Here is a 26,192-nt window from a genome sequence, read left to right on the forward strand (position 1 = left end):
GCGTCCGTGGGATTTTTGGGATGTTGCTAAAACGGCGCGAATGATAATGCGTGCTATTTACTTTCGATGTTTATTCCTGAAAAGCTCCTTGGTTCGATTGTTACTAATTATGTCAAAAACCTTACATTGATGATTCTTTAGACTTTTTTCGCCTATTCACAGACGATTCTTGAAATTGACACATAGTTAAGGCCGCGGCTAGGATTCGCCCAACGCCTGTGGCCAACCGCCATGACTGACAAAATAATAAAAGGCCCGCCTCGATTTCTCGTGGGCGGGCCTTTTTGTTTTGCGTTGAAAAAAGAGCGCAATAGCGCCGTTTCGGCTGTTTGGCACAGCGCGTATCAACCGGTAATAAGGAAAAGAACAAAATGTTGAATAAGCGAATCAGCCTGATCGCTCTGGGGATGTTGAGCGCTACACAGGCTATGGCTAACGACCAGGCCGAGTCCAAGGGTTTTGTTGAAGACAGCAGCCTCAAAGTACTGCTGCGCAACGCCTACATCAATCGTGATTACAAAGACGGCAACCCGGACAAGGCCGAGTGGGGCCAAGCGGCCATCGGCACTTTCTCGTCCGGCTTCACCCAAGGCACAGTGGGTGTCGGTGTTGACGCCTTCGGTCTGTACGCACTGCGTCTGGACGGCGGCAAAGGCCGCAGCGGCGCTGGCGGTATCGACTTCTTTAAACGGGGCGACAGCGGCAATGCGGCGAACGACCTGTCCAAGGCTGGCGCTGCGGTCAAATTCCGTCTGTCCAGCACCACGCTGACCTACGGCGACCAGATGCCGGCCCTGCCGGTGCTCAACTACGACAGCTCGCGTCTGCTGCCGGAAAGCTACACCGGCACCCTGATCACCTCCAAAGAGATCAAGGGCCTGGAACTGAACGCCGGTCGTTTCACCGCCGAATCGCGCAAGAGCGCTGAAGGCCGTGACAGCGGTGGCCTGAAGTCGATCAACGTATTGGGCGGCAGCTACCAGTTCACCGAGCAATTCAAGGCTGCGGTTTACGCGTCCGACGTTGAAGACGTGTTGAAGAAACAGTACCTCAACGCCAACTACGTGTTCCCGATCGACAAGGATCAGTCCCTGGCCCTGGACTTCAACGGCTACCGCACCAAGCTGGAAGACTCCTACGTCCGCGACAGCGGCGCCACTGGCGACGACAACAAGATCTGGAGCCTGGCCGCCACCTTCGCCACCGGCCCGCACTCGTTCACCATCGCCCACCAGCGCAGCACCGGCGACAGCAACCTGGGCTACGCCTACGGCGGCTATCAGCGCGGCCAAGGTCGTGTTGGCGACGGCGGCAACACCATCTACCTGGCGAACTCCTACTGGTCCGACTTCAACGCCGAAGACGAACGCAGCTGGCAGCTGGGCTACGGCCTCGACTTCGGCACCTTCGGCGTGCCTGGCCTGAGCTACAACTTCGCCTACGTGCGCGGCGACAACATCACCACTTCCACCAGCGAAGGCGGTACCGAGCGCGAAATCTTCAACCAGTTCAAATACGTCGTCCAAAGCGGCCCGGCCAAAGACCTCAGCGTGAAACTGCGCAGCTCGATCCTGCGGGTTTCGCAGAAGTCGAGCGAGTACAACGTCAGCGGCAACGAAGTGCGTGTGTTCGTGGATTACCCGATCAACATCTTCTGATGCGGATTTGAGTTTACGAGCATGAGAAAACCCCGACTGGTTCGGGGTTTTTTCATTTCAGGACGGTGGGTTTTCGTCTGCAGGATGTCATGTCGCTGAAATCGCCTTTCGAGAACACGTGTCGCGAACATGTCGGCGGCGGCGACACGTTCCAATAACGTGTCGCTAAAAGTGGCAAATTGCGACACGTGATGGGCTCATTTCTTCATGTGCGACGTGGAGCGGATCGGAAAGCAAGCATGCGTCACCCATCGCATTGATTACCCCACGTAACTAATGATGTTCCCGCCCCCATCTTTATCCCCCCCACCCGACTCCCTACATTGAGCTCCAACACCTACCCATCATTCCGACGGGCAGGTCACTGGAGATTCCTCATGCCTTTCGTCAGCGTTCGCATTACCCGCGATGGCGTTACCCCAGAGCAGAAAGCTCAGGTGATTGCCGAAATCACTGAAACCCTGGAACGCGTCCTCAACAAACGCCCGGACCTGACCCACATCGTGATCGAGGAAGTCGACACCGATAACTGGGGCTACGCCGGCATGACCACCACCCAGTACCGAAAGCAATTGGCTGAAGAGGAGGGCAAGTCATAAACGCGTCGATTTCGTCTCCGACGTGGCGGGCCCCTGGTGCTGAAGCCTGATCACTTATTAATTTAAACCATCATTTATTAGTAGAGGTTCATCATGAGCAATTCGAAAAAAGTCATCGTCATCACAGGCGCATCCCAAGGCCTCGGCGCCGGCATGGTCAAAGCGTTCCGTGATCTGGACTACCAGGTGGTCGCCACTTCGCGCTCGATCAAACCCTCCACCGATCCGGACATCCTCACCGTGGCCGGCGACATCGGCGAACCGGAAGTCGCGCAACACGTCATCCGTGAAACCATTGCCCGTTTCGGTCGCATCGACACCCTGGTCAACAACGCTGGCATCTTCGTCGCCAAGCCGTTCACCGCCTACACCGCGCAAGACTATGCGGCAGTGCTGTCGGTGAACCTGAATGGCTTCTTCTACATCACCCAGCTCGCCATCACCGAGATGGAAAAGCAAGGCAAAGGGCACGTGGTCAACATCACCACCAGCCTGGTCGATCACGCCATCGATGGCGTGCCGTCGGTACTCGCATCGTTGACCAAAGGCGGCCTGAACGCGGCGACCAAATCCCTGGCCATCGAGTACGCCAAGCGCGGGATTCGGGTGAATGCGGTATCGCCTGGCATCATCAAGACGCCGATGCATGGTGAGGAGACGCATGCGGCGCTAGGTAGCCTGCACCCGATGGGTCATATGGGTGAGATCGATGATATTTCGCAGGCTGTGGTGTATCTGGACAGTGCCAATTTTGTCACTGGAGAGATTTTGCATGTTGATGGTGGGCAGAGCGCGGGGCACTGAGGTTTGGTGCTTCGTCCTTGGAAAAAACCAAGCCCTCTTATGAGGGCTTGGTTTTGCAGGGGCGAAACTAAAGACGAGGTTTACCTGCAGAGCCTCATCTCACGCAACGGAACGCTTAGGCGATCGGGTCGAGTTGATCCAGAGCCCGGTTCATCGAGAGCTCTGCCAGCATGAGAATCTGATGAACGCCCAGCAGGGCATTGCGACTTGGCCCGGTTTCTCGGTCGGCAATATCCATGGTGATACGCTGGCGGAGGCCAGGGATTCGCTCACGGAGCCCAGGAGGGTTTGGATATCGACTGTGGGGTTGATGGTGTACATCGTGGAAGGGGTGCGGGGGGTGGACTGGATTTCTGCGTTCGGAGGATCGGGAGTTACCTTATCCATTTCAAAGTTCCAAATTGGGTGCCAATCCTTTCCACCGCTAAGAGGAAAGGGTGGCAGCTGCACGCAGGTTAGCGGACCGGGGAACTTCGCAAAGCCGGTGCGCCCGAAGGCGCCCTGCGTACAGCCACCATCAAACCGCAGGTATGGAGAACACCTGTGGGATGGTTGCACGTGCAAACGAAATACCGCGAGCCGCTAAGCCCGACCACTGATGAGCATTGGCAGGTCAACGATAGAGCCCGGTCTACGGCCGCACAAGCCGGCGGATTCTGGGGTAGCCGTAGGCAATGTCGCAAGGGTTTGTAGCTTTCAGGAAGTGACTTGTCATGCAATCAAACAAGCTTTGCTAAGCAGGCCGTACGTCTGATGATCGTGCCTTTCCAGCGTGCATTCCTAACGCCCAAGTCTGGCGCATTACCGCACTTTCGGGCTCTGCTAGAAGCTCCACGCCTCAGCTCGAACTTGCCGGCAGAACGGGCCATCAAGCGTTGGATTGTGATGAGCGCCGATGTTCTCAGCTTCTATCACTGGCGTATCCGAACAAGCATGGCTTTCGGCGATGAGTACCGCATCGAAGCCAAGATCACGAGCAGCACGGAGTTTTCATCCCAGTGACTACCACACCGGTAGCGCCGCAAGAGCGCAAGTTGTCAGCCAGGTCGGTCATTCAAAGGCGCTGGGCCGCCGTTTTTCGAACACCACTTCTCCACCCGGCAGCTTCAGTGGCGTTTGAACCAGCGACACAAGGGCATGAACAAGGCCCTGTCCATCGCTGGCTGACCTTTGAAGTTCGTTTGCTATTGGCTCACGAAACCTCGTAATTCTCTGGTTTTGACGTATCTAGCGCGTTTTCACACAGCCAGGCCCCATTGCCGCCGCTCGGCACTGGCAGAATTCGATTAAAAGCAGATATCTAAGCCTCGGCTACCTCTACCCTGTTGCGTCCAGCTAACTTGCCTTCGTAGAGCGCGTAATCGGCCCGTGCAATAGCGTCGCTGAGCACCTCATCAGCACGATATTGAGTGACGCCGATGGAAAGAGTCACGCTTACTTTTTTGCCATTGCTGTCAATCTCCAATGCCTGGACCGCCTTGCGTATACGTTCTGCGCTATCAGTTGCATTGCTAAAATCCGTATCCGGCAATATGGAAAGAAATTCTTCGCCGCCCCAGCGGCCGATAAAGTCTTGCTCTCGCATTGAACGTTTGAGTAATTGACTCACCGCCTCGAGTACACGATCACCGGTATCGTGACCGTATCGATCATTGACCTGCTTGAAGTGATCTATATCCATCAACATCAAGGTGAGATTGCTGGGGCGCCTATGATGCCGTGCCAAAATTTTCTCGGTCAGCGCAATCATGTGCCGACGGTTGAATAGCCCGGTTAATGAGTCCGTCGTTGCCATACGCGCCAGGCTCTTGTGAGCGCGGGTTACCGTGACCACATAGAACAACGCAAGATAGCTGAACATGCAGAAAACTATTGTCAGGTTGAAAACATGCACACCCAACAGGGCATTGGAGGAGATGGGTTGCAGAGGACTTACGAACCACATCAATACATCCAGGCCTACGTAGTAAGCCCAAAGGCAGCCGGCGTATATCCAGGCGCTACGGGCACGCATACTGACGAACAGGGCGGGAATAAACATTAACAAGAAATAGTGAAAACCACTTCCCCAGCCGACTAGAACTGTGCCCAGCCCGGCGTGCACGAGCACTTCAATACGTATCAGTAGAACTGCCAGCCGATTTCGTCGCTGCTTGAACGCGTGATAGGCATAGACATACATGGCCACACTGACCACGTTTATCCACGCCAAAATGGGAGAGCCCAGAATGAGAAAAATGAAAAAAAACGCAACGTCTACGCTGCCCGCCAATTGGCAGCAACGCATGGAAAGTTGCCAAAATTCTGGCCGAGCGTCGCGGTTGGGCAGGCTTTCTGAGAGTGTCCCTTGCATCGAACCTGTTACCTCAATATCCGGGTATACGTCGGTTTTTTAGGTTGGCTATCTCAAACCAGCAAATGAGGCGTAAAAAAGGTTTCGCAGGGCGTTTAGGATGAAGGTACGAGTCTAAGCATCAGTTGTCTAGTGGCTACTGGCCGCTTTTTAGCGGGAAAGGGGGCCGGAAAGGTCGGGAAAGGGACGTCGTGTGCGTTGCGCACGGCGCGCTGTTCAACCCGATGATGGTTCCTGGGTGCTCGGCCCCCCTCCGCCAGTCGGGCCTGCACTTCCTCCAATACAGCTTCACGCTTACAGCGTCGAACGCGTCATTCAGTGCGCAGTGTGTATTGCTATCTCAAAATGCAGCCCTGGCATTTCAAACTCGGTTAACGGTCTATTTCAGGTGTTTTTCAGACTTCAATGGATCCATTGATGTCTGAGTTCAGGCGTAATGCTTGACTGATTTGAGAGTATTCAGATTTAATGGATCCATAAAAACAAGCCTGCCCTGGAGATCTTCATGTATCCGAGAAACACTTGGTATGTCGCCTGCACCCCTGACGAGATCGCTTCCAAGCCTCTGGGGCGGCAAATATGCGGTGAGAAAATCGTTTTCTATCGAGGCCTTGAAGGGCGCGTTGCCGCTGTCGAGGATTTTTGCCCACATCGCGGCGCTCCCCTTTCGCTTGGTTATGTCGACAATGGCAACCTGGTCTGTGGATACCATGGCCTGGTCATGGGCTGTGACGGTAAGACCGTCGCAATGCCGGGTCAGCGCGTACGGGGTTTTCCGTGCAACAAGACTTACGCGGTCGAAGAGCGTTACGGTTTCATCTGGGTCTGGCCTGGGGAGCAGGACAAGGCTGATCCTGCACTGATCCACCCTCTGGAATGGGCTGTCAGTGATGAGTGGGCCTACGGCGGTGGGCTGTTCCATATCAACTGCGACTATCGACTGATGATCGATAACCTGATGGATCTCACCCACGAAACCTACGTGCACGCCTCGAGCATCGGCCAGAAAGAGATCGATGAAGCGGCGCCAGTCACCACCGTCCATGGTAACGAGGTGGTCACCGAGCGGCACATGGAAAACATCATGGCGCCGCCGTTCTGGCGTATGGCCCTGCGTGGCAACAACCTGGCCGACGACGTGCCGGTAGACCGTTGGCAGATCTGCCGCTTCAGTCCGCCCAGCCACGTCTTGATCGAGGTGGGCGTGGCCCACGCCGGCAAGGGCGGTTACAACGCCGAGCCGCAACACAAGGCCGCGAGCATCGTGGTCGACTTCATTACCCCGGAGACCGAAACGTCGATCTGGTACTTCTGGGGCATGGCACGCAATTTCAATCCCGGCGACGAAGCCCTGACCGCCACCATCCGCGAGGGCCAGGGCAAGATTTTCAGCGAAGACCTCGACATGCTCGAACAGCAGCAGAAAAACCTGCTGGCCAACCCTGAACGCAACTTGCTCAAGCTCAATATCGATGCCGGGGGTGTGCAGTCCAGGCGCGTGCTGGAACGTCTCATCGCCCTTGAACGAGCAACGGCGGTCGAGCTGATTGCGGCGGCCAAATAGCCAAGGGCAGCGCCCTTTAGCGCTACGCCAGTCCACTCCCAATGATCCTGTTCGCGGCCACTGCGGTGGCCGGTCTTGAAGGTGCGCCATGATTGAAGTCGTCGTGTCATCCCGCAACAACGAAGCGTTGGATATCTGCAGCTACGAGTTGACCTGTGCGCAAGGCGGGGCATTGCCCGGCTTCAGTGCCGGGGCCCATATTGACGTGCACCTGCCCGGCGGACTGATCCGCCAGTACTCGCTGTGCAATCACCCGCAAGAGCGCCATCGCTATGTGATTGGCGTACTCAGGGACGCCGCCTCGCGCGGTGGTTCCCAGAGCCTGCATGAGCAGATCAACAGTGGCGATCGGCTGTTGATCAGTGAGCCGCGCAATCTGTTCCCTCTGGTGGCTGAGGGACGGCGCAGCCTGTTGTTTGCCGGCGGCATCGGCATCACCCCGATTCTCTGCATGGCCGAGCAACTGGCCCACAGCGGCGCCGATTTCGAGCTGCATTACTGTGCTCGCTCCAGTGAACGAGCGGCTTTTGTCGAGAGACTCAAAGGGGCATCCTTTGCCGATCGTGTGCACCTGCATTTCGATGAACAAGCCGACTCTCGCCTGGACGCCGCCAGGGTTTTGACCAATCCGCGGCCTGACGTGCACCTGTATGTCTGCGGCCCCTCAGGCTTCATGCAGCATGTACTCGACAGCGCCAAGGCTCAGGGCTGGGGCGATGGGCAGTTGCACCGTGAGTACTTCGCCGCGGCGCCGGTGGATACCGCCGCCGACGGGGCGTTCCAGATCAAGCTAGGCAGCAGCGGGCAGGTGTTCGACATTCCCGCCGACAAGACGGTGGTCCAGGTGCTGGAAAGCCACGGTGTCGAGATTGCAATTTCCTGTGAGCAGGGTGTCTGCGGAACCTGCCTGACCCGTGTACTGGAGGGGGTACCGGATCACCGTGACCTGTTCCTCACCGAAGACGAGCAAGCGGCCAATGATCAGTTCACGCCCTGCTGTTCGAGGGCTAAATCCGCGCTATTGGTGCTGGATCTCTGAACGCGCCGGTCATTCGCCGCGCGCGATTACTTTTACCCGCTCGCCATTGCTGATTGCACCGAACACTTCGGCGTAGCGCAGCGTGGCGTTGGCGTGTTCACGCATAATGGCTTCAGCGCGTGCGCCCTGGCGGCTGACCAGCGCGTCGTAGACCGAGTGGTGTTGCATGTGCGCGAAGTTGAAGCGCCGGTATTCACGCGCCATGTCTTCACGATCGATCGCCAGCGCTGACACGGAGGCGAAAGGGCGATGGTCGTTGCGCGACAGGGCTTCGGCAATGGCCGGGTTGGCGCTGCTTGCGACGATCACTTGATGAAAACGCATGTTCAGGTCATGGAATACCTCAAGGTCTTCTTCTGTCACAAAGCCTTTGTCGAACAGTGCATCACCCTGCACCAGGCATTCGAGCAGCGCCGCCTGCGCTTGCTCACTCAACCCGCGCTCGGCGCTCTGCCGCGCCGCCAGACCCTCCAGCACCCCGCGTACTTCCACGGCGCCGGCGATATCGTCGGCGCTCACTGAGCGTACCTGATAGCCCCGTCCGCCATGGCGCACCAGCAAGCCTTCCTGCTCCAGGGTCAGGAAGGCCATGCGCACCGGCATGCGCGAGACGCCGAAGCGTTCCGCCGTCGGAATCTCCATCAGCCGTTCGCCGGCCGCCAGTTCGCCCGAGGCGATCATTTTGCGCAGTGCGACCAGCACCATTTGACCCGGTTTGCTCATGCAGGCGACTTCCAGAGGGGGGGCGCCATAGTAACGCAAGGAGAGGGGCAGATGCAGGGGCGACAAGCGCCCCCGGCGGGAGGATCAGAGTGACAGTGGGTAGCTGACGATCACACGGGTCTGATCGAGGTCACTGTTGAAACTGCGGCGGTTGGTGGCATTGTTGACCCGCATGCTGAGGTTCTTCAGCGGGCCACTTTGCAGGGTGTAGCTGAGCTCGGTGTCGCGCTCCCATTCCTTGCCATTGCTGCCAGCCTTGGTGGTGGCGTTGGCGCCATGGCCGTAACGGGTCATCAGCAGCAGGCCGGGAATGCCGACGGCGACGAAGTTATAGTCATAACGAGCCTGCCAGGAACGTTCATCGGCGTTGCTGAAGTTGCCGTTGAACATGTCATTGCCCAGGGTGCGCCCACTGCTGCCATACACGGACATCCAGCCGGTATCGCCGCTGACTTTTTGTAGCCCCAGATACAGGGTATGGCCATCCACGTTGGCCGAGAACAGCCCGTAGGCGGTATGGCTTTGCACGTTGCCGATACGAGCGCTGCCGTCATCCTTGTCGATGAAATAGCCCAGGTTCGCGCCGAGGGTCCAGTCACCGAACTTCTGTTTATGCAGCAGGTTCAGATAGCTTTGCTGGTAGATGTCTTCGAGTTGCGAGTGCCAGGCGCCAATCAGCGTCTGTTGTTCGTTGAAGCGGTATTCGGCGCCCCCATAGTTGAAACTGTCCGACTTGACGGTGGGAGCCGCCCAGGCCGAGAGGTCTTGCATGTCCGAGGAATTACGCAGGCTCACGGCGGTGTATTGACCTGCCTGCAGGCTCAGGCCTGAGAGCTCTCGGGACACCAGCATGGTGCCCTGGAAGGTCTGTGGCAGCAGGCGCCCGTCATCGTAGCGCAGTAGCGGAACATCCGGCATGAGCTCGCCGAGCATCAGTTCGGTGTCGGAAACACGCATTTTTGCCGCCACCCCCGCACGCCCATAGTTGTCGGCGGAGTGACCATCGTCGTGCACCGGCAGCAGCTCCGATCCGGAGCGTTGAGGGCCGCTGTCGAGCTTGACGCCAAGCATTGCTATACCGTCAAGGCCAAAGCCGACAACACCTGGGGTATAACCGGAACTGAACTTGAGGATCGCGCCCTGGGCCCATTCCTCGATCTTGCTCTTGCTGGCGCCGGGATCTTTGAAATCACGATTGAAATAGTAATTTCGCAGCATCAGGCTGGTCTTGGAGTCCTCGAAAAAACCACTGCTTTCAGCTTGCGCCGAAGGAATCAGGGCAAGCGCTATTGCACCGCCGAGCAGAGCCCGGGGAGGGAGGGAGAGGTAAGTCATTATTGTTGTTTTCCTGGAGGATGTAGTCAGTAGCGGGGACGGCCCCCACTACCTCTTTGCCAAGGTGTCAGGCCTGGCTGAGTTGGGTGCCAGGCTGTGGTTGGGCGGCAGGCCGCAGTGCCAAAAGCACAGCGGCAGCGATGATGAAAACCACCGCAAACACCCCATACAGGTGCAGGGGTTGCCAGCCGCTGTCCAGCAACAGACCGGCGACGGTCGGCGACAGGATCGCGCCAATGCGTCCGATACCGATGCCCCAACCAACCCCCGTCGCGCGTACCGAAGCGTCATAGACAATCGGCGACAACGCGTACAGGCCCGCCACGCAGCCGTTGGCAAACAGGCCGATCAACAGACCCAGGCCGAGCGCCATTGATACCGATGAAGCCGAGCCGACGAACAACACCAGCAAGCCTGCGGTCACCAACATGAACAGCGACAGCACGCGAGTCAGCCGCCAGCGCGAAGCCATAGCGCCAATCATTGCCGCGCCAAAAATACCGCCAACACTCAGCAACACCCCGCCGCTGATGCCTTGTTGTGCCGATAGCCCTGCCGCTACCAGCAGCTTTGGCGTCCAGCTCATCACGAAGTAGAAGCCGAACATCACCAGGAAGAACAGCAACCAGATCAGCAGGGTGGTGCGCCGCGAGGCCGGTGAGAGCAACTGCGCCAGGCGTCCGCGGCCTGAGGTCGGCGCTGTCATGGCGAGGGGCAGGACGTGCAGTTCCGGCTGGCCGAGGCGGGTGGCCAGACGATTGATCCGGGCCAAGGCGTTGACGGGACGGCGGGCGATTAGAAAATCCAGCGACTCAGGCAAGTACAGCAGCACCAGGGGAATCACCGCCAGGGTCACGGCGCCACCGAAGATGAACACCGAGCGCCAGCCAAAGTGCGTCAGCAGCCACACCGACAACAAGCCCCCAAGCGTCGCGCCCAAGGCATAACCGGTGGACTGCAGGCTCACCGCCAATCCTCGCCAGCGTTTGTTGGCGTACTCACTGGCAATCACGTTACTGCTGGCCAGGATCCCGCCAATACCCAGGCCGGTCAGCCCGCGCATGAGCGCCAGTTGCACGGGCGTCTGGGTCAGCGCGGACAACAGCATGCCGACCCCCGAGAGCAGCAAGCAAAACAGAATCAGAGGGCGACGACCAAAGCGATCCGCCCATGGGGCAATGAACAGAGAGCCTGCCGCCATGCCAAACAGCCCAGCGCTCAACAACAGGCCGATCTGTGCACCGTTCAAGTCCCATTCGGCAGACACCGAGGAGGCCGTGAAGGCCATTACCAGCACGTCGAAGCCATCAATCATATTCAGGACAATACAGATGCCCACGGCCAGCCACTGGAATGGCGCCATTGGACGCTCGTCCACCACTCTCTTCAGATCGACGGTCATGGTCGCCCCTCGAAACGAGGCTGCGTACAGGTGAAGCTGGAATAGCACACGAAGGTGGCTACAAGCCAAGGCTTGAGCCAGATTGAGAAGTCACTCATCACGAGACCCTTGTTATTTTTATGAGCGGGCAGGTGTGGTACCTGACACCGTGTGGCGCCAGTCAATCAATTTATGGATCCATTGAAAAGTGATTGCTATAAAAATACTATCTGGATTTTTTAATTAATCGGATAAAATCGTTTAAAAACAATTGTTTGCATTGTTTATGAAAGTGTTCGATTATCGGTCGAATGAAGAATTTTGTTTGTGGGGGATCCATTAAGAGTGGGTGAGGGGCTGATTGGGTAGACCCCGGGGACATACTTTGCGTTTTAAGCCGCAGCACCGCAGACATCGTTTACACCGTTCGCTTTTGGCTGTTTCTGCCCCTCGCCAAGGGCAGTCAGCAGCCATAGGCGGACGATCAGGCATAGACCGGGGATGTCTACGAGCGCGGGGTCGTCCAAGCAGTCACTCAATGCGTTTACAAAAGTAGGGTCGATTCAGCTGGATGCGTTTTTTTGATTTCAACCCCCCCAGGGAAGGGTAATCGATTACTTATTGAACATTTTGTAAAAACCCGTAACATTGCCCGCCATGATACTCGAACAGCTCAAAGCCCTGGGCAATGACACTCGCATGCAAATGATGGAGTGGCTCAAAGACCCACTCAGTAATTTCCCACCTCAGGATCATGGCGATCCTGCCATAGGGGTGTGCGTAACCCATTTGCAGCACAAGGCAGGGCTTTCACCTTCTACCGCGTCTGCACACTTAGCTATCTTGCAACGTGCAGGCTTCGTGCTAACCACCCGCATCGGAAAATGGACTTACTATCGACGCAACGAGGAGGCGATTGATGACTTTGCGGCTAGGTTGACCATCGAGTTGTAATTTTTAACCTTTCATTTCGTTATTTCGCGTAATTAGAAAACACAAGGAAGCCCCTATGAGCATCAAAACAATCTTCGTCCAACCCGGTGGCGGCTATGAAAAGGTTGTGGTTGGCAGCAGCGAAGCCCGAGCCGCAGCGCATGGCGAAATCACCGTGCGCCTGCACGCCAACTCGCTTAACTACCACGACTTCGCGGTGGTCAGCGGTATGTGGGGCCCTAGCGAAAAACGCATCCCCATGGCCGATGGTGCAGGTGAAGTCATTGCTGTCGGCCCAGATGTCACTGAATTCAAGGTAGGTGACTCGGTCGTCAGCACCTTCTTCCCAGAGTGGATCAGCGGCGCGCCACTGGTTGAAGGCTTTGTTAGCGTGCCAGGTGATGGCATTGACGGCTACGCTCGTGAGCAAGTGACGGCCAAAGCCACATCGTTCACCCTCGCGCCGACTGGATACAGCCATGCTGAAGCGTCGACGCTTACCACCGCCGGCCTGACTGCATGGCGCGCCCTGATGGCCGATGATTCACTCAAGCCGGGCGACACCGTGCTCGTCCAAGGCACTGGTGGCGTTTCAATTTTCGCCCTGCAGTTCGCTAAAATGGCCGGTGCTACCGTCATTGCTACCTCTTCAAGCGACGAAAAACTTGAACGTCTGAAAGCGCTAGGCGCTGATCATGTGATCAATTACCGCAAAGACCTTAACTGGGGCGAAACTGCACGCGCTCTAACGGGTGGCCGTGGTGTTGACCACATCATCGAAGTCGGCGGCCCTGCGACGCTTGAGCAATCGATGATTGCAATTCGGGTTGCTGGTCACATCTCCGTCATCGGGATATTGAGTGGCGTAAGCGGTGCAATGAATTTTGTACCGGCTCTGATCAAGCAAGTGCGCCTGCAGGGTGTATTGGTGGGCAGCCGCAGCCAGCAGCAAGACATGGTCCGAGCCATCAATGTTAACGGTATGCGCCCGATTATTGATCGTCATTTCCCTATGAGCGAGATTGTCGAAGCGTTCAAGTATCAGGAAACCAACCAGCATTTCGGCAAAATTTGCCTGGATATCTAAGCGCGCATGAATGGGCATTATCCGTATGCCTATCTCAAAGATGTGCGGGCGCCGCTGCCGAAGGAGCGCGCGAGATAGACTGGGCCATTGCTGCCTGTCGCACCGGCAGCTTTTGGTCGTTTTCAGCCGGTCGCCACAGGCAAAAAGCGACCCAAAGCTGACGTTGGTAACAGGCAGAAATCGGCCTATCGCCGCCCTTCGCCATAGGCAACAGTCAGACGCAGAAAACAAGGAGCACCGCCTGGTCGCGCAGAACGAAAATACGGTCTTGCTGGACCTCCGCTAATGGCCAAGGCAGCATGCGCGCTCCACTACCGGGGTTGGCTCATGCGACGACTACCTTCACTGGCAGCACTGCGAACCTTTGAATGCGCCGCCCGCCATGCGCACTTCGGCCGGGCTGCCACCGAATTGTGCGTGACTGACAGCGCTGTCAGCCATCAAATCCGCCAACTCGAAGAACAGTTGGGCGTTTCGCTGTTCATCCGCGAAGGCCGGAAAATTCGCCCGACAATGGCTGCCGGCAGACTGATGCAAAGCTTGCAGCAGGCTTTTGAACTCATCGGTGACGCCTGCGATGAGATACGCGATCCGTCATCGCTGGCTGTCTTGCGCCTGGCCGTTACCGCCGAGTTGGCGCAAAAATGGTTGATGAGCCGCCTCACGGATTTCTACGCGCGCTATCCGCACATCACGTTGCACCTCTACGAACAGCCGATTGATGCGACTGCGCCAGGGGAAGACATCGACCTGGCGATCACCTACGGCACCGGTCCGGTGGACAGCAGCGCGTATTTCGTCAGGCCACTGCCGGCGTTGCAGTTCTTCCCGGTGTGCAGCCCCGGCCTGTTCAACCAGGGCACGCTGAAGACGCCCAGGGATCTGGCGCGCCATTGTTTGCTGCACGACGACCAGGATGGCAAAACCTGGACCGCCTGGTTGACCAGCCATGCCGGTGACCAGCGGCCAGAGCGCCAGCTCTATTTCGCACATGCCGGCCTGGCTCTGGAAGCGGCAGCACAGGGGCAGGGCGTGGCCATGGGCGATAACCTGACGGCGCAGGAAGATTTGCTGAGCGGTCGACTGGTCCGGCCGTTCACCTCCAGCATGACCGCCCTCGGGCAATATGCGCTCGTATGCGAACGGGTGCGGCTGGAGCGTCCGGCGGTAGCGCAGATGCTGGAATGGTTCAACGATCAACTGATCGATTGATGAGTTGAATTCAACTGTTCCGAAGTAATCATCGTTGGCGGGAAGGGTATCGGCGACCATAGCCTGTGGTCATTCCAATCCCGGCTGATGAGGTTTGACCATGGCACGTTTGCTCGACTCCACCCCCAAGCAAGACGGTTTCCGCTTGCCCGGCGAATTCGAAACCAAGTCCGGCTGCTGGCTCGGCTGGCCGGAGCGTACCGACGTCTGGCGCAACGGCGCGAAGCCTGCGCAGAAAGTCTGGGTGCAAATTGTCACCGCCATCTCACACAGCGAACCGGTCACCGTCTGCGCCTCCGCCGCGCAATTCGCCACAGCACGTCGCCAATTGCCGCCGCAAGTGCGAGTGGTGGAGATGACCTGCAACGATACATGGTTCCGAGACAGCGGCCCGTGCTTTGTGGTCAATGACAACAGCGGCGAAGTGCGCGGCGTCGATTTCGAATTCAACGCTTACGGCGGTCTCGACGGTGGTTTGTACTATCCATGGGACAAGGATGATCAGATCGCCAGCAAAATTCTCGAAATTGAACGTTTCGACCGTTATCGCGCACCGCTGATTGCCGAACTGGGTGGCATCCAGACTGACGGCCAAGGCAGTGTCCTCACCACCGAGCAATGCTTGCTCAACCGTAATCGCAATCAGCATCTGGGCAAGGAGGAAGTCACTCGCCGCCTGACCGATTACCTGGGCGCCGAGCAAGTCATCTGGCTGCCACGGGGCTGTAAATTCGACGAAACCGACGGGCATGTCGATGACCTCGCTTGCTTCGTCCGTCCGGGCGAAGTGGTGCTGCAATGGACCGACAACCGCGATGACCCTCAGTGGGAAATCTATCAAGAGGCCTACGACATTCTGCGTGGCACTCGCGATAGCCGTGGCCGTGAACTGATCGTGCACAAACTGCCACAACCGGACGTGCTGGAATGGACCGCTGAAGAAGCTGAAGGCCTGGATCAGCAAGAGAGCACGCATACACGTCAGGCTGGAACGCAAATCTGCGCGTCTTACATCAACTACTATGCCGGCAACACTTCGATTGTGGTGCCGTTGTTTGGTGATCGTAATGATCAAGTCGCGATGGCTACGCTCGCCGAACTGTTCCCGCAGCACAAAATCGTCGGCATCGAAAACTCCCGGGAAATCCTCCTCGGCGGTGGCAACGTCGCCTGCATCACCATGCCGCAATACGCTGGCAAAGGGGTATGAATATGGGCCTGCACAAACTGACTCAAGCGCTTTTTCTGGTGCTGGCACCCCTGTGCGTGCAGGCAGCCGAAACGGCCAAACCGGTGGTCAACCTTTACATCTGGGGCGAGTATCTGGCGCCGGACACACTGACTAACTTCGAGAAAAAGACGGGCATTCGTGTGGTGGCCGATCATTTTGATTCACTGGAAACCGCCGAGACCAAACTGCTGACCGGTCGCAGCGGTTATGACCTGGTACTGACGGCCGGGCAACACCTTTCCCGAGCGATCCAAAGCGGCGCGATCCAGACGCTGGACCACAAGCAACTGCCACATTTCCAAGGCGTCGGTGATGAATTTCGCCAGCACATGGCGGTGTTCGATCCAGGTAATCGTTACGCCGGCATTTATGCCTGGGGCACGACGGGCGTCGGCTACCAGGACGAGGCAGTTAAAAAGCGCCTGCCCGAAGCGCCACGGGACAGTTGGGCGATGCTGTTCGACCCGGCCGTGGTGTCGAAATTTGCCGATTGCGGCGTCAGCTTGCTGAATGACCCGAACGAGGTGTTTGCAGCGGTCATGAAGTACATGGGCCTGGACATCAACCGCCAGAACCTTGATGACCTGAAACTGGCCGAACAGCAATTGGCGAAAATTCGTCCGTACATTCGCTATTTCGACAATGACCTGAACATCAGCGACCTCGCCAACGGCAACACCTGCGTGGCGATGTCGTGGAACGGGAATGTGGCGATCGCAGAGGCACAGGCCCAGGCCGCGAAAAAACCATTTACGCTGAATTACCGGATACCCAAGGAAGGCACATTGATTTGGTTTGACGCCATGGTCATTCCCAAGGATGCACCGCACCCCGAGGCGGGGCTGGCGTTGATGGACTACCTGATGACGCCTGAAGTGATCGCGCCGATCACGGACACCATTCACTACGCCAATGCAATAACTGCGGCGGATGGCCTGATCGATCCAGCGATTCGCAATGACCCGGGAACGTATCCGACGCAAGCGGTGAAGGCTACCTTGTATAGCAAGAATGATAATGGGAAGGAGTTTAACCGCGCGTTGACTCGGGCATTTAGTCGGTTGAAGTCAGGGTTGTGATGGGCTTTTAAAAGTGTGTCGAAGGGGGCAGCTCACGAGCAAGATTGGCTCAATAATTTGCACATTTCTATTGAGGTAACGGTTCAGGTCAGTAAGCAATAAGCCCGAATGGCGTTAGGTATGCATGTGAGCATTCACTATCGGGCGAAATCAGAACCGTGCTGACTGTCTGCTATTGGCCGATTTTGTTGAAAAAGTCGGCCATGGTTTGCTTAGCAGAAAAGTTTGCGACCGAGAGCTCGTGCAGTGTCCATATGACCAGTCGGATCCTGCGTTTCCGATTCGAGCAGGAGTTCGGACGTCACGACGCATACGCCGCAATAATCGAAGATTCCATGGTCAATCTGCGTCTTCATGGCGTCGGCATAACCGTGCCGCTCATAGGTTCCCCCGTCGGCGCCGCCGACACCGACAAGATGAACCCGCAGGTGACGAAGCTTCTTCACCAGCTTGGCATCCGAACTGAAATCGAACGCCCAGCCATTGGCGAACACGCGATCGATCCATCCCTTGAGAAGCGCTGGCATCGACCACCAGTAGACGGGATAGACGAGCACAAGGGCATCGGCGCGATCGATCCGCGCCTGCTCGGCGGCAACATCGGCGGGGGGCGGTGCCTCCCGGTGATGGACAGCGAGATCAGCCGCAGTGAACCTCGGATCGAACGCTTGCGCCGAGAGGTCCGCGATTTCGAAGGAGTTGCGGGGATCGGCCAGGGATAAGCCTTCGGAGACTTGCGCAGCGAGGCTATGGGTGAGGGACTGGGGATCGTGATGAGCGACAACGATGAGTGCGTGCATGTCGAAAACGCCTGCTACTGATTGAGGGCGAAAGGGCAAACCTTATATACTATTAGTAAGTTACACCCAGTAAGTTACTTTTGGTATATAGCCATGTCAAGCATCGAGACAAGAGAGCAGGATTCCAGTCCGCAGCCGCGTCGGCGCATGTCAAGGGAAGACAGGCAACGCCAGTTGCTGGACGTCGCCTGGCGGCTAGTCCGGGAGGAAGGCACGGAAGCCTTGACGCTTGGACGGCTCGCCGAGCAAGCGGGGGTGACAAAACCCGTGGTTTACGACCATTTCAGCACTCGGCCCGGGTTGCTGGCGGCGCTCTATCAGGAGTTCGATGCTCGCCAGACCGCACTCATGGACGCCGCGCTTCAGACGAGCGAACCCACCTTGCTGGACACGGCGACGGTCATCGCATCGTCTTACGTCGACTGCGTGCTTCTCCAGGGCAACGAGATACCTGGCGTGATCGCGGCGTTGGCCAGTTCACCGGAGCTCGAAAAGATCAAGCGCGAATACGAAGCGATCTTCATGAACAAGTGCCGGATGGCCCTCTCCCCATTCACCAGAGAGGGTGCAATCTCGTCCGCGAGTCTTCGGGCGATGCTTGGTGCCGCCGAGGCCTTGTCCCATGCTGCCGCAACCGGAGAAATCACACCCGGGCAGGCGCAGGACGAACTCTTCGAAACGATCATCGCAATGGTCGACAGAAGCGCGCGCGGTGGCACGCAAAGTGCCGACGAGGGCGGTGAACTGAGCGCCTAGCGAGTCGGCTGCGCATTTCGCAGTGCCAGGAACGTGGTAATCGAGCTCTCCAATCCGCGTAATAACGTAATAACGGGACAGATTTATTGTCCATGGCCAGCGGACGGTGACATTGAATCGTCCCTAGTTTCGTAGACACATCTGACCGGCCTGTTTTGGCCGTTTTCCGCCCGTCGCGACAAGCCGCTTTTGGCGCTGGAGATCGGAAAGAGGGACAGTACGCTCACTACCCACTACGAGCATGTACAACGCCTGAAACAGCGAAACGACCCTTTCGCGAAACGCCGTTGCCCGCGTTGTGGGAGCGCTTTCGAAATTCGTATTCGACATTACTGACTATTCATAGTCTTGGAATTTCAACAAATATGTTCTAACTTCATTTGTGCGGATTACTCGATATTTCTGAACATGCTGCAGTGGGAAAGTTAAATCATAACTTTCCCACCTTATTAGCACTGCGCATGAAATCAACAAACGCACGCAGCTTGCCTGGCATGTGTTTACGATGCGGGTAGTAAAGATGAAACGCATCGTCCATGCCGCTGTGCTGCTTCAATATCTGACTAAGCGTACCGTTTTCTAACGCTTGCTTTGCGAAGTCCTCGAAAACGAAACCAATGCCTTGGCCTTGTATTGCCGCATCAAGGACGGATCTCATTTCGTCAAAAATAAAACGCCCTTGAACATCGATTTGAACCATTTGCCCGCCATCTTCGAACTTCCATTCAAAGAATCTTCCCCCAACTGAATACCGCTGGCGAATGCAGTTGTGCTTCAGCAGTTGCTCCAGCGTCTGTGGCTCAACCCGCGTGCTGAAGTAATCCGGCGCAGCCACCACAATTCTTTTTTGTGCCGCTCCCAACTGTACCGCGACCATGTCGTTTTGCACTCTTTTCCCCATGCGTATGCCGATATCGAAACCGGCATTGACGATATCGCCAAGTTGGTTATCCAGTGATACCTCGACATTAATCAGCGGGAATTTTTCCATGAAGGCGTTTAGATGCGGTTCGATCAAGATGCAGTAGGCAACGTACGAAGAGTTGAGGCGCACTGTGCCAGATGGTTGATCAGTCGCGAGCAAGACTTGTGACAAGGAGTCTCTGATCAAAGCAAGCGCAGGTGCTAATGCTGCGTTCAATGACGCGCCGGCCTCGGTCAGGCTGACACTGCGTGTTGTTCGATTGAATAGCCGCACATTGAGTTGGGCTTCCACACTTTTGATCGTGCGTGATACCGCAGTTGGCGTGACACCGATTTCTGCGGCGGCGCGAGCGAAGTTCAAATGTCTGGCGGCAGCCTCGAAGGTTAAAAGACCGGGGAAATGCACCGGCGGTAAAGGAAGTGAACCCTCTATGCCCTCAGCGCGCGTCGGGCTCGGCATTATGACGTTTTTGCTCATACTGTATGCACGCCTATGACTATTTACGTCATTATCATTGACCTCCATAGTTGATATAGCAAGGAGTTTCATCCGGCAGAACAGTTATCACTAGGAATCACAATGACACTCAACAGCCCATCAACGGATCTTTTCACTCCAATGACTTTAGGCGCCTTATCTCTGGCTAACCGTATTGTCATGGCCCCGTTAACGCGCAGCCGCATGGGGCCAGAAGGCGTACCCAACGAAATGCACGCTCGCTACTACGCACAACGCGCCAGCGCCGGTCTGATCATTAGTGAAGCGACCAATATTTCCGCGCAAGCGCGGGGGTATGCATTGACGCCAGGTATCTGGACTGAAGAGCACGTAGCAGGCTGGAAACTGGTAACCGATGCGGTGCATGCCGCGGGTGGACTTATTGTTTGCCAACTGTGGCATGTGGGGCGCTTCTCGCATGTGGACCTGCAGCCCGACGGCACGGCACCGGTAGCGCCCTCGGCGATTAAAGCCGAAGGCCAGACCTTCACTGAAAATGGAATGATGGACGTCTCCATGCCGCGAGCGCTGGAAACATCCGAGATCCCAGGCATTATCGAGCAGTACCGACACGCCGCCGCATGCGCAAAACGCGCCGGCTTTGATGGTGTTGAAGTGCACTCTGCCAATAGCTATTTACTCGATCAATTCCTGCGCGACTCTACCAATCAGCGAACCGACCAATATGGTGGTTCGATTGAGAATCGCACACGACTCACGCTGGAAGTAACCGCCGCAGTTGTCGAGATCTGGGGGCATGACCGCGTTGGCATTCGCCTCTCTCCCGTGACGCCAGATGCCGGCAACACGCCCTTGGACAGCCAGGTAATGAAAACCTATGGCTATCTGATTGAGCAACTGAATCGCTTCCAACTCGCCTATATGCATTTTGTCGAGGGCGCTACCGCTACATCACGCACTGTTCCCGAGAACGTAGATCTCGATGCGTTACGTGCACGGTTCAAAGGCCCATACATCGGCAACAACAATTACGACATCGAACTGGCCGTTACCCGCCGTGCTGAAGGCAAGGTCGATGCAGTGGCTTTTGGTCGCCCGTTTATTGCCAATCCGGATTTGGTGCGTCGATTAAAAGAAGATGCAGAACTCGCTGTTGCGCCACGCGAAACCTATTACGGTAACGGCGCAAAGGGTTACACCGATTGGCCTACGCTCGCTGGATAAGCCAACTGGACAACACTTCAAAAGTGGGACCTTGGGCCCCAGCGGTGGACGCCGCTGCAGAGGGTCGCAGGGGTTGATCTCAATGCCAGCCAAAAGTGGCCGGTTTTTTAACATGACTCGAATTAACAACCAGGAATACAAACATGAACAAACCTACTTATGTGCCGGAATATCAAGCCATCGTCGAGGTACTGAACAAATACAACGAAGGCTGCAAGCAGGCCAAAAGCAGCATCATGAAGCCAGCTTTCAGTGAGCAAGCAACGATGTTTAGCGTCGATGGCGACGGTAAACTGACCGGCGGCCCGATTCAGTCATTGTTCGATGGCATTGACAGCGCGTTCCGCCCGTCTCCTGAAGCTCAAGGTGTAATCGTCAAAATCGACATCGTAGGCACCGCTGCCAGCGCGCGTATCGACACCAATGACGTATCGGGCTTTTGCTTTACAGATTTCTTCAACCTGCTGAAAGTCGATGGCAAGTGGACGGTCGTCAGCAAGATCTTCCACACCCATGTCGCGCCTTGAATATCTGCCTTCCTTGAGCACGCGGCAGATGAGGCTTTCAACCCTATCTGTCGTGTTTTTCGTTGCAGCCCAGCGGCGCTGCAACTGTGCGTCCGGCACACCGCCTGAAATCCGCTGACTTCGATCGCCTGACCCCAGGCGCAACAAAGTAATAAAACAGGCCGCTATTTAATGACGCACACACTCAGGCGACAAAAGGGAGGCATCATGAAATCTCTCACCTCCGCTTTCGCCCTTTCCGTCGTGGCCCTGTCGCTTGGTAGCGCCTCTGCAGCCGAACGGCCCGGCGTCGAACACAACGTAGCAAAATTCTTGCAGTCCCTTGAGGGCGGCCAGACGCTCGACAGCCTGTCGCCGACCGAAGCCCGCGCCGCACTGGCGGGTGCCCAAGCCGCCTCCAACGTAGCCTTGCCGGCAGTTGAGGTCAGCGAGAAGACGATTCATGTCAATGACAGCGACCTGAAACTGACCATCGTGCGCCCGGCCGGCAGCCAACAGAAGACCCTGCCCGCGTTCATGTACTTCCACGGCGGCGGCTGGGTGCTGGGCGAATGGTGTGGTTCTGGGACAACTACACAACCGACGCCGAGGCACGCAAGCAGATTTACGCATCGCCGCTGCAGGCGACGCCCGAGCAGTTGAAAGGCTTGCCGCCGACGTTGATCCAGACTGCTGAATTCGATGTCCTGCGCGATGAAGCCGAAGCTTACGGCCGCAAGCTCGACGCTGCGGGTGTGCAGGTGAAGTCGGTGCGCTACAACGGCATGATTCACGATTTTGGGCTATCGAACGCGTTCAACCGTCTGCCGGCAGTGCAAAGCGCGATCGCGCAAGCATCGCAAGAACTCAAAACGCACCTAAGCCAGGATGTACAGCGTCGGCGCCGATGGCCAACTGGCAGGCGGCCCGATTCAAAGCCTCTTCGATGGGATCGACAAGGATTTCCGACCCTCTCCTAACGCACAGGCCGCTATCACCAGCATCAATATCGTCGGTACGGCGGCGAGTGCTCGCATCGACGCCAACGACATGTCAGGTATTTCCTTCACAGACTTCTTTCACCTGCTGAAGGTCGATGGCAAGTGGACTGTGGTTAGCAAGATTTACTACACACATCCAAATCATTAAATTCTTAATCAGCGCGGGCAATTCACAAGCACATCTAAAAGAACAAATCATAACCAAGAAATTACGACACATATCGATGCACTTGCAATTACACCGAGCAATACTGAGCCACATAACCAGCAGACGTACGATCTGTTCATTGGCGAGATCGTTGGCGCATGGCCAGATACCCGTGTATTCAAGAATGGGCATTGGAAATTCGAAAAAGCGGATCCCGCTTTAAGAAGTCTGCATTACATCGCCGGTGGGCATTTCTATGGCATTGGCGACGCACTATTAGTCCCCAATCCGACAAAATTATTCTGAAATTAGCTTTGTAAATACGTGTGGTTAATGTACGTTTTCGGCCCAAAGTGGACATTCAAAAGCGAAATCAATTCCTTAGTGAATACGATTCAACCGAGTCCTTTACAAAAGGTACCTTCAAGAGTGTGGTCGCAGAAGAATGAACGTCGCAGTGGCCCCCATTCCTCTGTTAAGCAAGTCCGCCTGAATGAACTGGCCTCAGATAAAGATAGTGCCGCGTAAGTACAGCGCGCCGTGGCCGCTGATAATGACTCGGTCGCTGTCCAGGACTTCACAGTGCAGCTGACCCTTGCGCGCCCCACCTTGCTCTGCACTCAGGCTGCGCTTGCCTAAGCGCTTGGCCCAATAGGGCGCCAGGGAGGTGTGGGCCGAGCCGGTGACCGGGTCTTCATTCACGCCCACCCGAGGGCCGAACCAGCGAGAAACAAAGTCGAAGTGACGACTCGGCGCGGTAACCGCGACACCGCGCACGTGGAACGCGGCCAGCGCAGCAAAGTCGGGATTGAGGCCGGCGATGATGGCTTCATCCTCGACCACTACCACGTAATCATCTGTGCGATAAAGCGCATCGATCCGTTCCAGGCCCAAGGCTTGCAAAAGGCCTGGCGGGACAGCTACGAGTTCAGGCTGCTTGGCCGGGAAGTCCATGGCCAGGCGTCCGCCGTCACGGCGTACCCGCAATTCACCGCTGCGAGTGGAGAAGCGCAGTATGTCGCGGTTTTCACCAAGCTGTTCGAACAGCACCCAGGCCGCTGCCAGGGTGGCATGGCCACACAGGTCGACTTCCACCGTGGGAGTAAACCAGCGCAACTCGAACACCTCACCGTTACGCACAACATAGGCAGTCTCGGATAGGTTGTTCTCTGCGGCGATCTGTTGCAGCGTCGCATCAGGCAGCCAGGCCTCCAGCGGACAAACCGCCGCCGGGTTGCCGCCGAAAGCCTCAGAGGAAAAAGCATCCACCTGGAAAATATCGAGTTGCATTTTGATCATTCCTGCCCGCTAGCGTTTTCTGTAGCCCGGATCTGCTCCAGGTAGTTGTAGATGGTGTATCGGGTTACGCCGAGCGCGGCAGCGGCTTTTTCAATCCCGCCTTTGACAATGAATATCCCGCGATCCTGCATTTGCCGCACAGCCTCAACCTTTTGAGGTTTTTTCATCCCTACCACACCGCCGGGACAAGCGACCTGAATGATTTCCGCCATCAGCTGCTCCATATCTCTTGGCTCATCGACGCGCGATTCAGGCGCGCCTTCCAGGCCCAGAAGTCCAGCGAGAACAGCGTGGGCGGCGGCAACACCGCTCAAGTCGGCATTGATACACAGACTGGCGAAAGGCTGCCCGCTGCTGTCGCGATATACCACGGTGGAACTGCGGAGTGGGCGGCCGTCAGGCGCGAGTGTCGAATAGTTCTCCACCATTACGGGATCAGAGCTTGAGTGATCTTCCATGGCGCGCCTGACGGCGATGAACCCTAAGTCCTGGCGTGGGCCGCCCAATACTGACCCGCCCACCTTTCGTCCAGTGACATGACCATTGGCGATGGCAAGGATGGATCGCTCCGGATTGGTCAGGTCATGTAACACGATCTCCGTATGAAGGCCAACCGCATTACTGAGCATTTTGAGGGTGCTGTGAAGCACATTAAGAATCAGCTTCCGCTCGGTTGGTGATACTTCAGAAACCTTCATTGGTGCCTTCAAGTGATTTATAGAAGGCTGCGAAAAATATCAACAATAAGTTTAATTATCAATTTTTTGTTGAGTTAATCGGATTTCCGAATCGTCCCAGCCGCTTTCCTGACGGGCAGCTTTTGGCCGGAAGCACCCTGTCATGGATGGCTGCTTTGGGTAGTTTTCAGCCGGTCGCCACAGGCAAAAAACGACCCAAAGTGGAATCCAATAATTCTGACTTAACCGCCAACTGCGATGATCTGCGCCTCGACATTCACAGACGTGGCTATGCATACATACGCCAACAGGCCATGGCTAAGCGAGCCCATGCCCATGCCGATAGATTGCTCACAACGTAGTCAGACTGACCTAACTTTTTGTAATGGAGATACACCATGACCTCGACCCAAACTCTGCAAGGAAAAGTGGCTTTCGTCCAAGGCGGCTCTCGCGGTATCGGCGCGGCCATCGTCAAACGCCTGGCGCGTGAAGGCGCGGCGGTGGCTTTCACCTATGTATCGTCTGCCGAGCGGGCCAATGTTTTGGCCAGTGAAGTGATTGCAGCTAGTGGTAAGGCCCTTGCCCTCAAGGCCGACAGTGCCGATGCCGCAGCCGTGCAGCAGGCCATTCGCGCGGCGGTTGAGCACTTCGGCGGCCTGGATATTTTAGTCAACAACGCCGGCGTGCTGGCCTGGGGTAGCACCGAGGAGCTCACCCTGGAGCAGCTTGACCATACTCTAGCGGTCAACGTGCGCAGTGTATTCGTCGCCAGCCAGGAAGCTGCCAAGCACATGGTCGACGGCGGGCGCATCATCAATATCGGCAGCACCAACGCCGAGCGCATCCCGGTTGCCGGCGGCGCAGTGTACTCCATGAGCAAATCGGCGCTGGTCGGCTTGGTCAAAGGCATGGCCCGCGACCTAGGCCCGCGCTGTATCACCGTGAACAACGTGCAACCCGGTCCGGTAGACACCGAAATGAACCCGGCCGATGGCGAGGGCGCAGAGTACCTGAAAGGTCTGATGGCACTGGATCGCTACGGCAAGGCAGAGGAAATTGCCGGCTTTGTCGCCTATCTGGCAGGTCCGGAAGCAGGCTACATCACCGGGGCCAGCTTGACGATTGACGGTGGTTTCTCCGCCTAGTTCTTTGCGCCCCGGGCCAGCTATTCGCTCGTCCCGGGTCGCCTCTATTTTTCGTAAGCACCTGAATGGCTACAATCGACCCAGCGTGTGTAAAAACGCTCATAGCCTCATCGTCTTGGATCATCAACGTTCGTTTGCCGAGCAACAGCACGGTCAAGGTTGCGGACCGCATCGGTCGCGACCTGAAACACGTTAATGCTGTTTTTACCGCCTCTGGGATGGGCCAAAATCAGCCTTTTTTATGCCGACAG

At 56.6% G+C, this 26,192-nt stretch carries 23 protein-coding genes and 4 pseudogenes; 17 read left to right on the top strand and 10 right to left on the bottom strand.

What is annotated here, in order from left to right; all coding sequences use genetic code 11:
* Positions 1-371 precede the first annotated feature (371 nt).
* The 3 genes from L9059_RS23385 (at position 372) to L9059_RS23395 (ending at position 3,061) form a co-directional block, all read left to right on the top strand.
* A complete protein-coding gene (locus L9059_RS23385) occupies positions 372-1,658 on the top strand; it encodes an OprD family porin (protein WP_247293263.1) in 1,287 nt (428 codons plus the stop codon).
* Positions 1,659-2,035: 377 nt separating this feature from the next.
* The gene (locus L9059_RS23390; protein ID WP_247293264.1) at positions 2,036-2,257 is read left to right on the top strand and encodes a tautomerase family protein; all 222 of its coding nucleotides are present in this window, start codon (positions 2,036-2,038) and stop codon (positions 2,255-2,257) included.
* A 93-nt stretch (positions 2,258-2,350) separates the two neighbouring features.
* The gene (locus tag L9059_RS23395) at positions 2,351-3,061 is read left to right on the top strand and encodes an SDR family NAD(P)-dependent oxidoreductase (protein ID WP_247293265.1); all 711 of its coding nucleotides are present in this window, start codon (positions 2,351-2,353) and stop codon (positions 3,059-3,061) included.
* A 115-nt stretch (positions 3,062-3,176) separates the two neighbouring features.
* Here the strand turns inward: L9059_RS23395 and L9059_RS30765 are convergent, their stop codons facing one another.
* From L9059_RS30765 to L9059_RS23410, 3 genes and pseudogenes are all read right to left on the bottom strand, one after another.
* On the bottom strand, positions 3,177-3,299 hold the full coding sequence (locus L9059_RS30765; protein WP_345894381.1) for a DUF6124 family protein: 123 nt from the start codon (positions 3,297-3,299) through the stop codon (positions 3,177-3,179).
* 584 nt (positions 3,300-3,883) lie between these two features.
* Positions 3,884-4,195: pseudogene (locus L9059_RS23405) on the bottom strand (cysteine hydrolase family protein); the annotation flags it as partial.
* Between the two features lie 166 nt (positions 4,196-4,361).
* A complete protein-coding gene (locus tag L9059_RS23410) occupies positions 4,362-5,414 on the bottom strand; it encodes a GGDEF domain-containing protein (RefSeq protein WP_247293266.1) in 1,053 nt (350 codons plus the stop codon).
* 505 nt (positions 5,415-5,919) lie between these two features.
* Here L9059_RS23410 and L9059_RS23415 point away from each other — a divergent pair.
* Both L9059_RS23415 and L9059_RS23420 read left to right on the top strand, forming a co-directional pair.
* Complete coding sequence (locus L9059_RS23415) at positions 5,920-6,978, top strand: aromatic ring-hydroxylating oxygenase subunit alpha (RefSeq protein WP_247293267.1); 1,059 nt, start codon at positions 5,920-5,922, stop codon at positions 6,976-6,978.
* Between the two features lie 88 nt (positions 6,979-7,066).
* The gene (locus L9059_RS23420) at positions 7,067-8,017 is read left to right on the top strand and encodes a PDR/VanB family oxidoreductase (RefSeq protein WP_247293268.1); all 951 of its coding nucleotides are present in this window, start codon (positions 7,067-7,069) and stop codon (positions 8,015-8,017) included.
* A 9-nt stretch (positions 8,018-8,026) separates the two neighbouring features.
* Here L9059_RS23420 and L9059_RS23425 read toward each other — a convergent pair whose 3' ends face one another.
* The 3 genes from L9059_RS23425 to L9059_RS23435 all read right to left on the bottom strand — a co-directional run bounded on the left by L9059_RS23425 (position 8,027) and on the right by L9059_RS23435 (position 11,477).
* Positions 8,027-8,740, bottom strand: coding sequence for a GntR family transcriptional regulator (locus tag L9059_RS23425; protein ID WP_247293269.1), 714 nt, complete (start codon positions 8,738-8,740; stop codon positions 8,027-8,029).
* Between the two features lie 84 nt (positions 8,741-8,824).
* Positions 8,825-10,075, bottom strand: coding sequence for an OprD family porin (locus L9059_RS23430; protein WP_247293270.1), 1,251 nt, complete (start codon positions 10,073-10,075; stop codon positions 8,825-8,827).
* A gap of 67 nt (positions 10,076-10,142) precedes the next feature.
* Positions 10,143-11,477 (bottom strand): MFS transporter, encoded by a 1,335-nt coding sequence (locus tag L9059_RS23435; RefSeq protein WP_247293271.1) that lies wholly within the window; start codon positions 11,475-11,477, stop codon positions 10,143-10,145.
* Between the two features lie 636 nt (positions 11,478-12,113).
* Between L9059_RS23435 and L9059_RS23440 the strand changes: the two genes are divergently transcribed.
* From L9059_RS23440 to L9059_RS23465, 5 genes are all read left to right on the top strand, one after another.
* Positions 12,114-12,410, top strand: a complete 297-nt coding sequence (locus L9059_RS23440; RefSeq protein ID WP_247293272.1) for an ArsR/SmtB family transcription factor — start codon at positions 12,114-12,116, stop codon at positions 12,408-12,410.
* A gap of 55 nt (positions 12,411-12,465) precedes the next feature.
* Complete coding sequence (locus tag L9059_RS23445; protein ID WP_247293273.1) at positions 12,466-13,476, top strand: zinc-dependent alcohol dehydrogenase family protein; 1,011 nt, start codon at positions 12,466-12,468, stop codon at positions 13,474-13,476.
* Positions 13,477-13,803: 327 nt separating this feature from the next.
* Entirely contained in the window at positions 13,804-14,688 is an 885-nt protein-coding gene (locus tag L9059_RS23455; protein WP_247293274.1) for a LysR substrate-binding domain-containing protein, read from the top strand.
* A 100-nt stretch (positions 14,689-14,788) separates the two neighbouring features.
* Positions 14,789-15,898, top strand: a complete 1,110-nt coding sequence (aguA, locus tag L9059_RS23460; protein ID WP_247293275.1) for an agmatine deiminase — start codon at positions 14,789-14,791, stop codon at positions 15,896-15,898.
* A 2-nt stretch (positions 15,899-15,900) separates the two neighbouring features.
* Positions 15,901-16,998, top strand: coding sequence for an extracellular solute-binding protein (locus L9059_RS23465; RefSeq protein ID WP_247293276.1), 1,098 nt, complete (start codon positions 15,901-15,903; stop codon positions 16,996-16,998).
* A gap of 212 nt (positions 16,999-17,210) precedes the next feature.
* On the opposite strand, the gene L9059_RS23470 is transcribed toward L9059_RS23465, so the two are convergent.
* The gene (locus L9059_RS23470; protein WP_247293277.1) at positions 17,211-17,798 is read right to left on the bottom strand and encodes an NAD(P)H-dependent oxidoreductase; all 588 of its coding nucleotides are present in this window, start codon (positions 17,796-17,798) and stop codon (positions 17,211-17,213) included.
* A 93-nt stretch (positions 17,799-17,891) separates the two neighbouring features.
* Between L9059_RS23470 and L9059_RS23475 the strand changes: the two genes are divergently transcribed.
* Positions 17,892-18,554 carry a TetR/AcrR family transcriptional regulator gene (locus L9059_RS23475; RefSeq protein WP_247293278.1) on the top strand — a complete coding sequence of 221 codons (663 nt, stop codon included), beginning with the start codon at positions 17,892-17,894 and terminating at the stop codon, positions 18,552-18,554.
* A 430-nt stretch (positions 18,555-18,984) separates the two neighbouring features.
* Here L9059_RS23475 and L9059_RS23485 read toward each other — a convergent pair whose 3' ends face one another.
* Entirely contained in the window at positions 18,985-19,956 is a 972-nt protein-coding gene (locus L9059_RS23485) for a LysR family transcriptional regulator (protein ID WP_247293279.1), read from the bottom strand.
* Positions 19,957-20,058: 102 nt separating this feature from the next.
* Here L9059_RS23485 and L9059_RS23490 point away from each other — a divergent pair, with 102 nt between their 5' ends.
* From L9059_RS23490 to L9059_RS23510, 5 genes and pseudogenes are all read left to right on the top strand, one after another.
* Entirely contained in the window at positions 20,059-21,162 is a 1,104-nt protein-coding gene (locus L9059_RS23490; RefSeq protein WP_247293280.1) for an alkene reductase, read from the top strand.
* A gap of 143 nt (positions 21,163-21,305) precedes the next feature.
* On the top strand, positions 21,306-21,689 hold the full coding sequence (locus L9059_RS23495; RefSeq protein ID WP_247293281.1) for a nuclear transport factor 2 family protein: 384 nt from the start codon (positions 21,306-21,308) through the stop codon (positions 21,687-21,689).
* Between the two features lie 207 nt (positions 21,690-21,896).
* Positions 21,897-22,552, top strand: a pseudogene (locus L9059_RS23500) (alpha/beta hydrolase fold domain-containing protein); the annotation flags it as partial.
* A gap of 13 nt (positions 22,553-22,565) precedes the next feature.
* Positions 22,566-22,817: pseudogene (locus tag L9059_RS23505) on the top strand (nuclear transport factor 2 family protein); the annotation flags it as partial.
* 105 nt (positions 22,818-22,922) lie between these two features.
* Positions 22,923-23,123: pseudogene (locus L9059_RS23510) on the top strand (hypothetical protein); the annotation flags it as partial.
* Between the two features lie 198 nt (positions 23,124-23,321).
* On the opposite strand, the gene L9059_RS23515 reads toward L9059_RS23510, so the two are convergent.
* Together L9059_RS23515 and L9059_RS23520 are read right to left on the bottom strand one after the other, a co-directional pair.
* The gene (locus tag L9059_RS23515) at positions 23,322-24,107 is read right to left on the bottom strand and encodes a PhzF family phenazine biosynthesis protein (RefSeq protein ID WP_247293282.1); all 786 of its coding nucleotides are present in this window, start codon (positions 24,105-24,107) and stop codon (positions 23,322-23,324) included.
* 5 nt (positions 24,108-24,112) lie between these two features.
* Positions 24,113-24,814, bottom strand: coding sequence for a helix-turn-helix transcriptional regulator (locus L9059_RS23520; protein ID WP_247293283.1), 702 nt, complete (start codon positions 24,812-24,814; stop codon positions 24,113-24,115).
* A 377-nt stretch (positions 24,815-25,191) separates the two neighbouring features.
* Here L9059_RS23520 and L9059_RS23525 point away from each other — a divergent pair, with 377 nt between their 5' ends.
* Positions 25,192-25,941, top strand: a complete 750-nt coding sequence (locus tag L9059_RS23525; RefSeq protein WP_247293284.1) for a 3-oxoacyl-ACP reductase family protein — start codon at positions 25,192-25,194, stop codon at positions 25,939-25,941.
* Positions 25,942-26,192: the final 251 nt, after the last annotated feature.

The sequence above is a fragment of the Pseudomonas violetae genome (assembly GCF_023072615.1).
Lineage (GTDB): Bacteria > Pseudomonadota > Gammaproteobacteria > Pseudomonadales > Pseudomonadaceae > Aquipseudomonas > Aquipseudomonas violetae.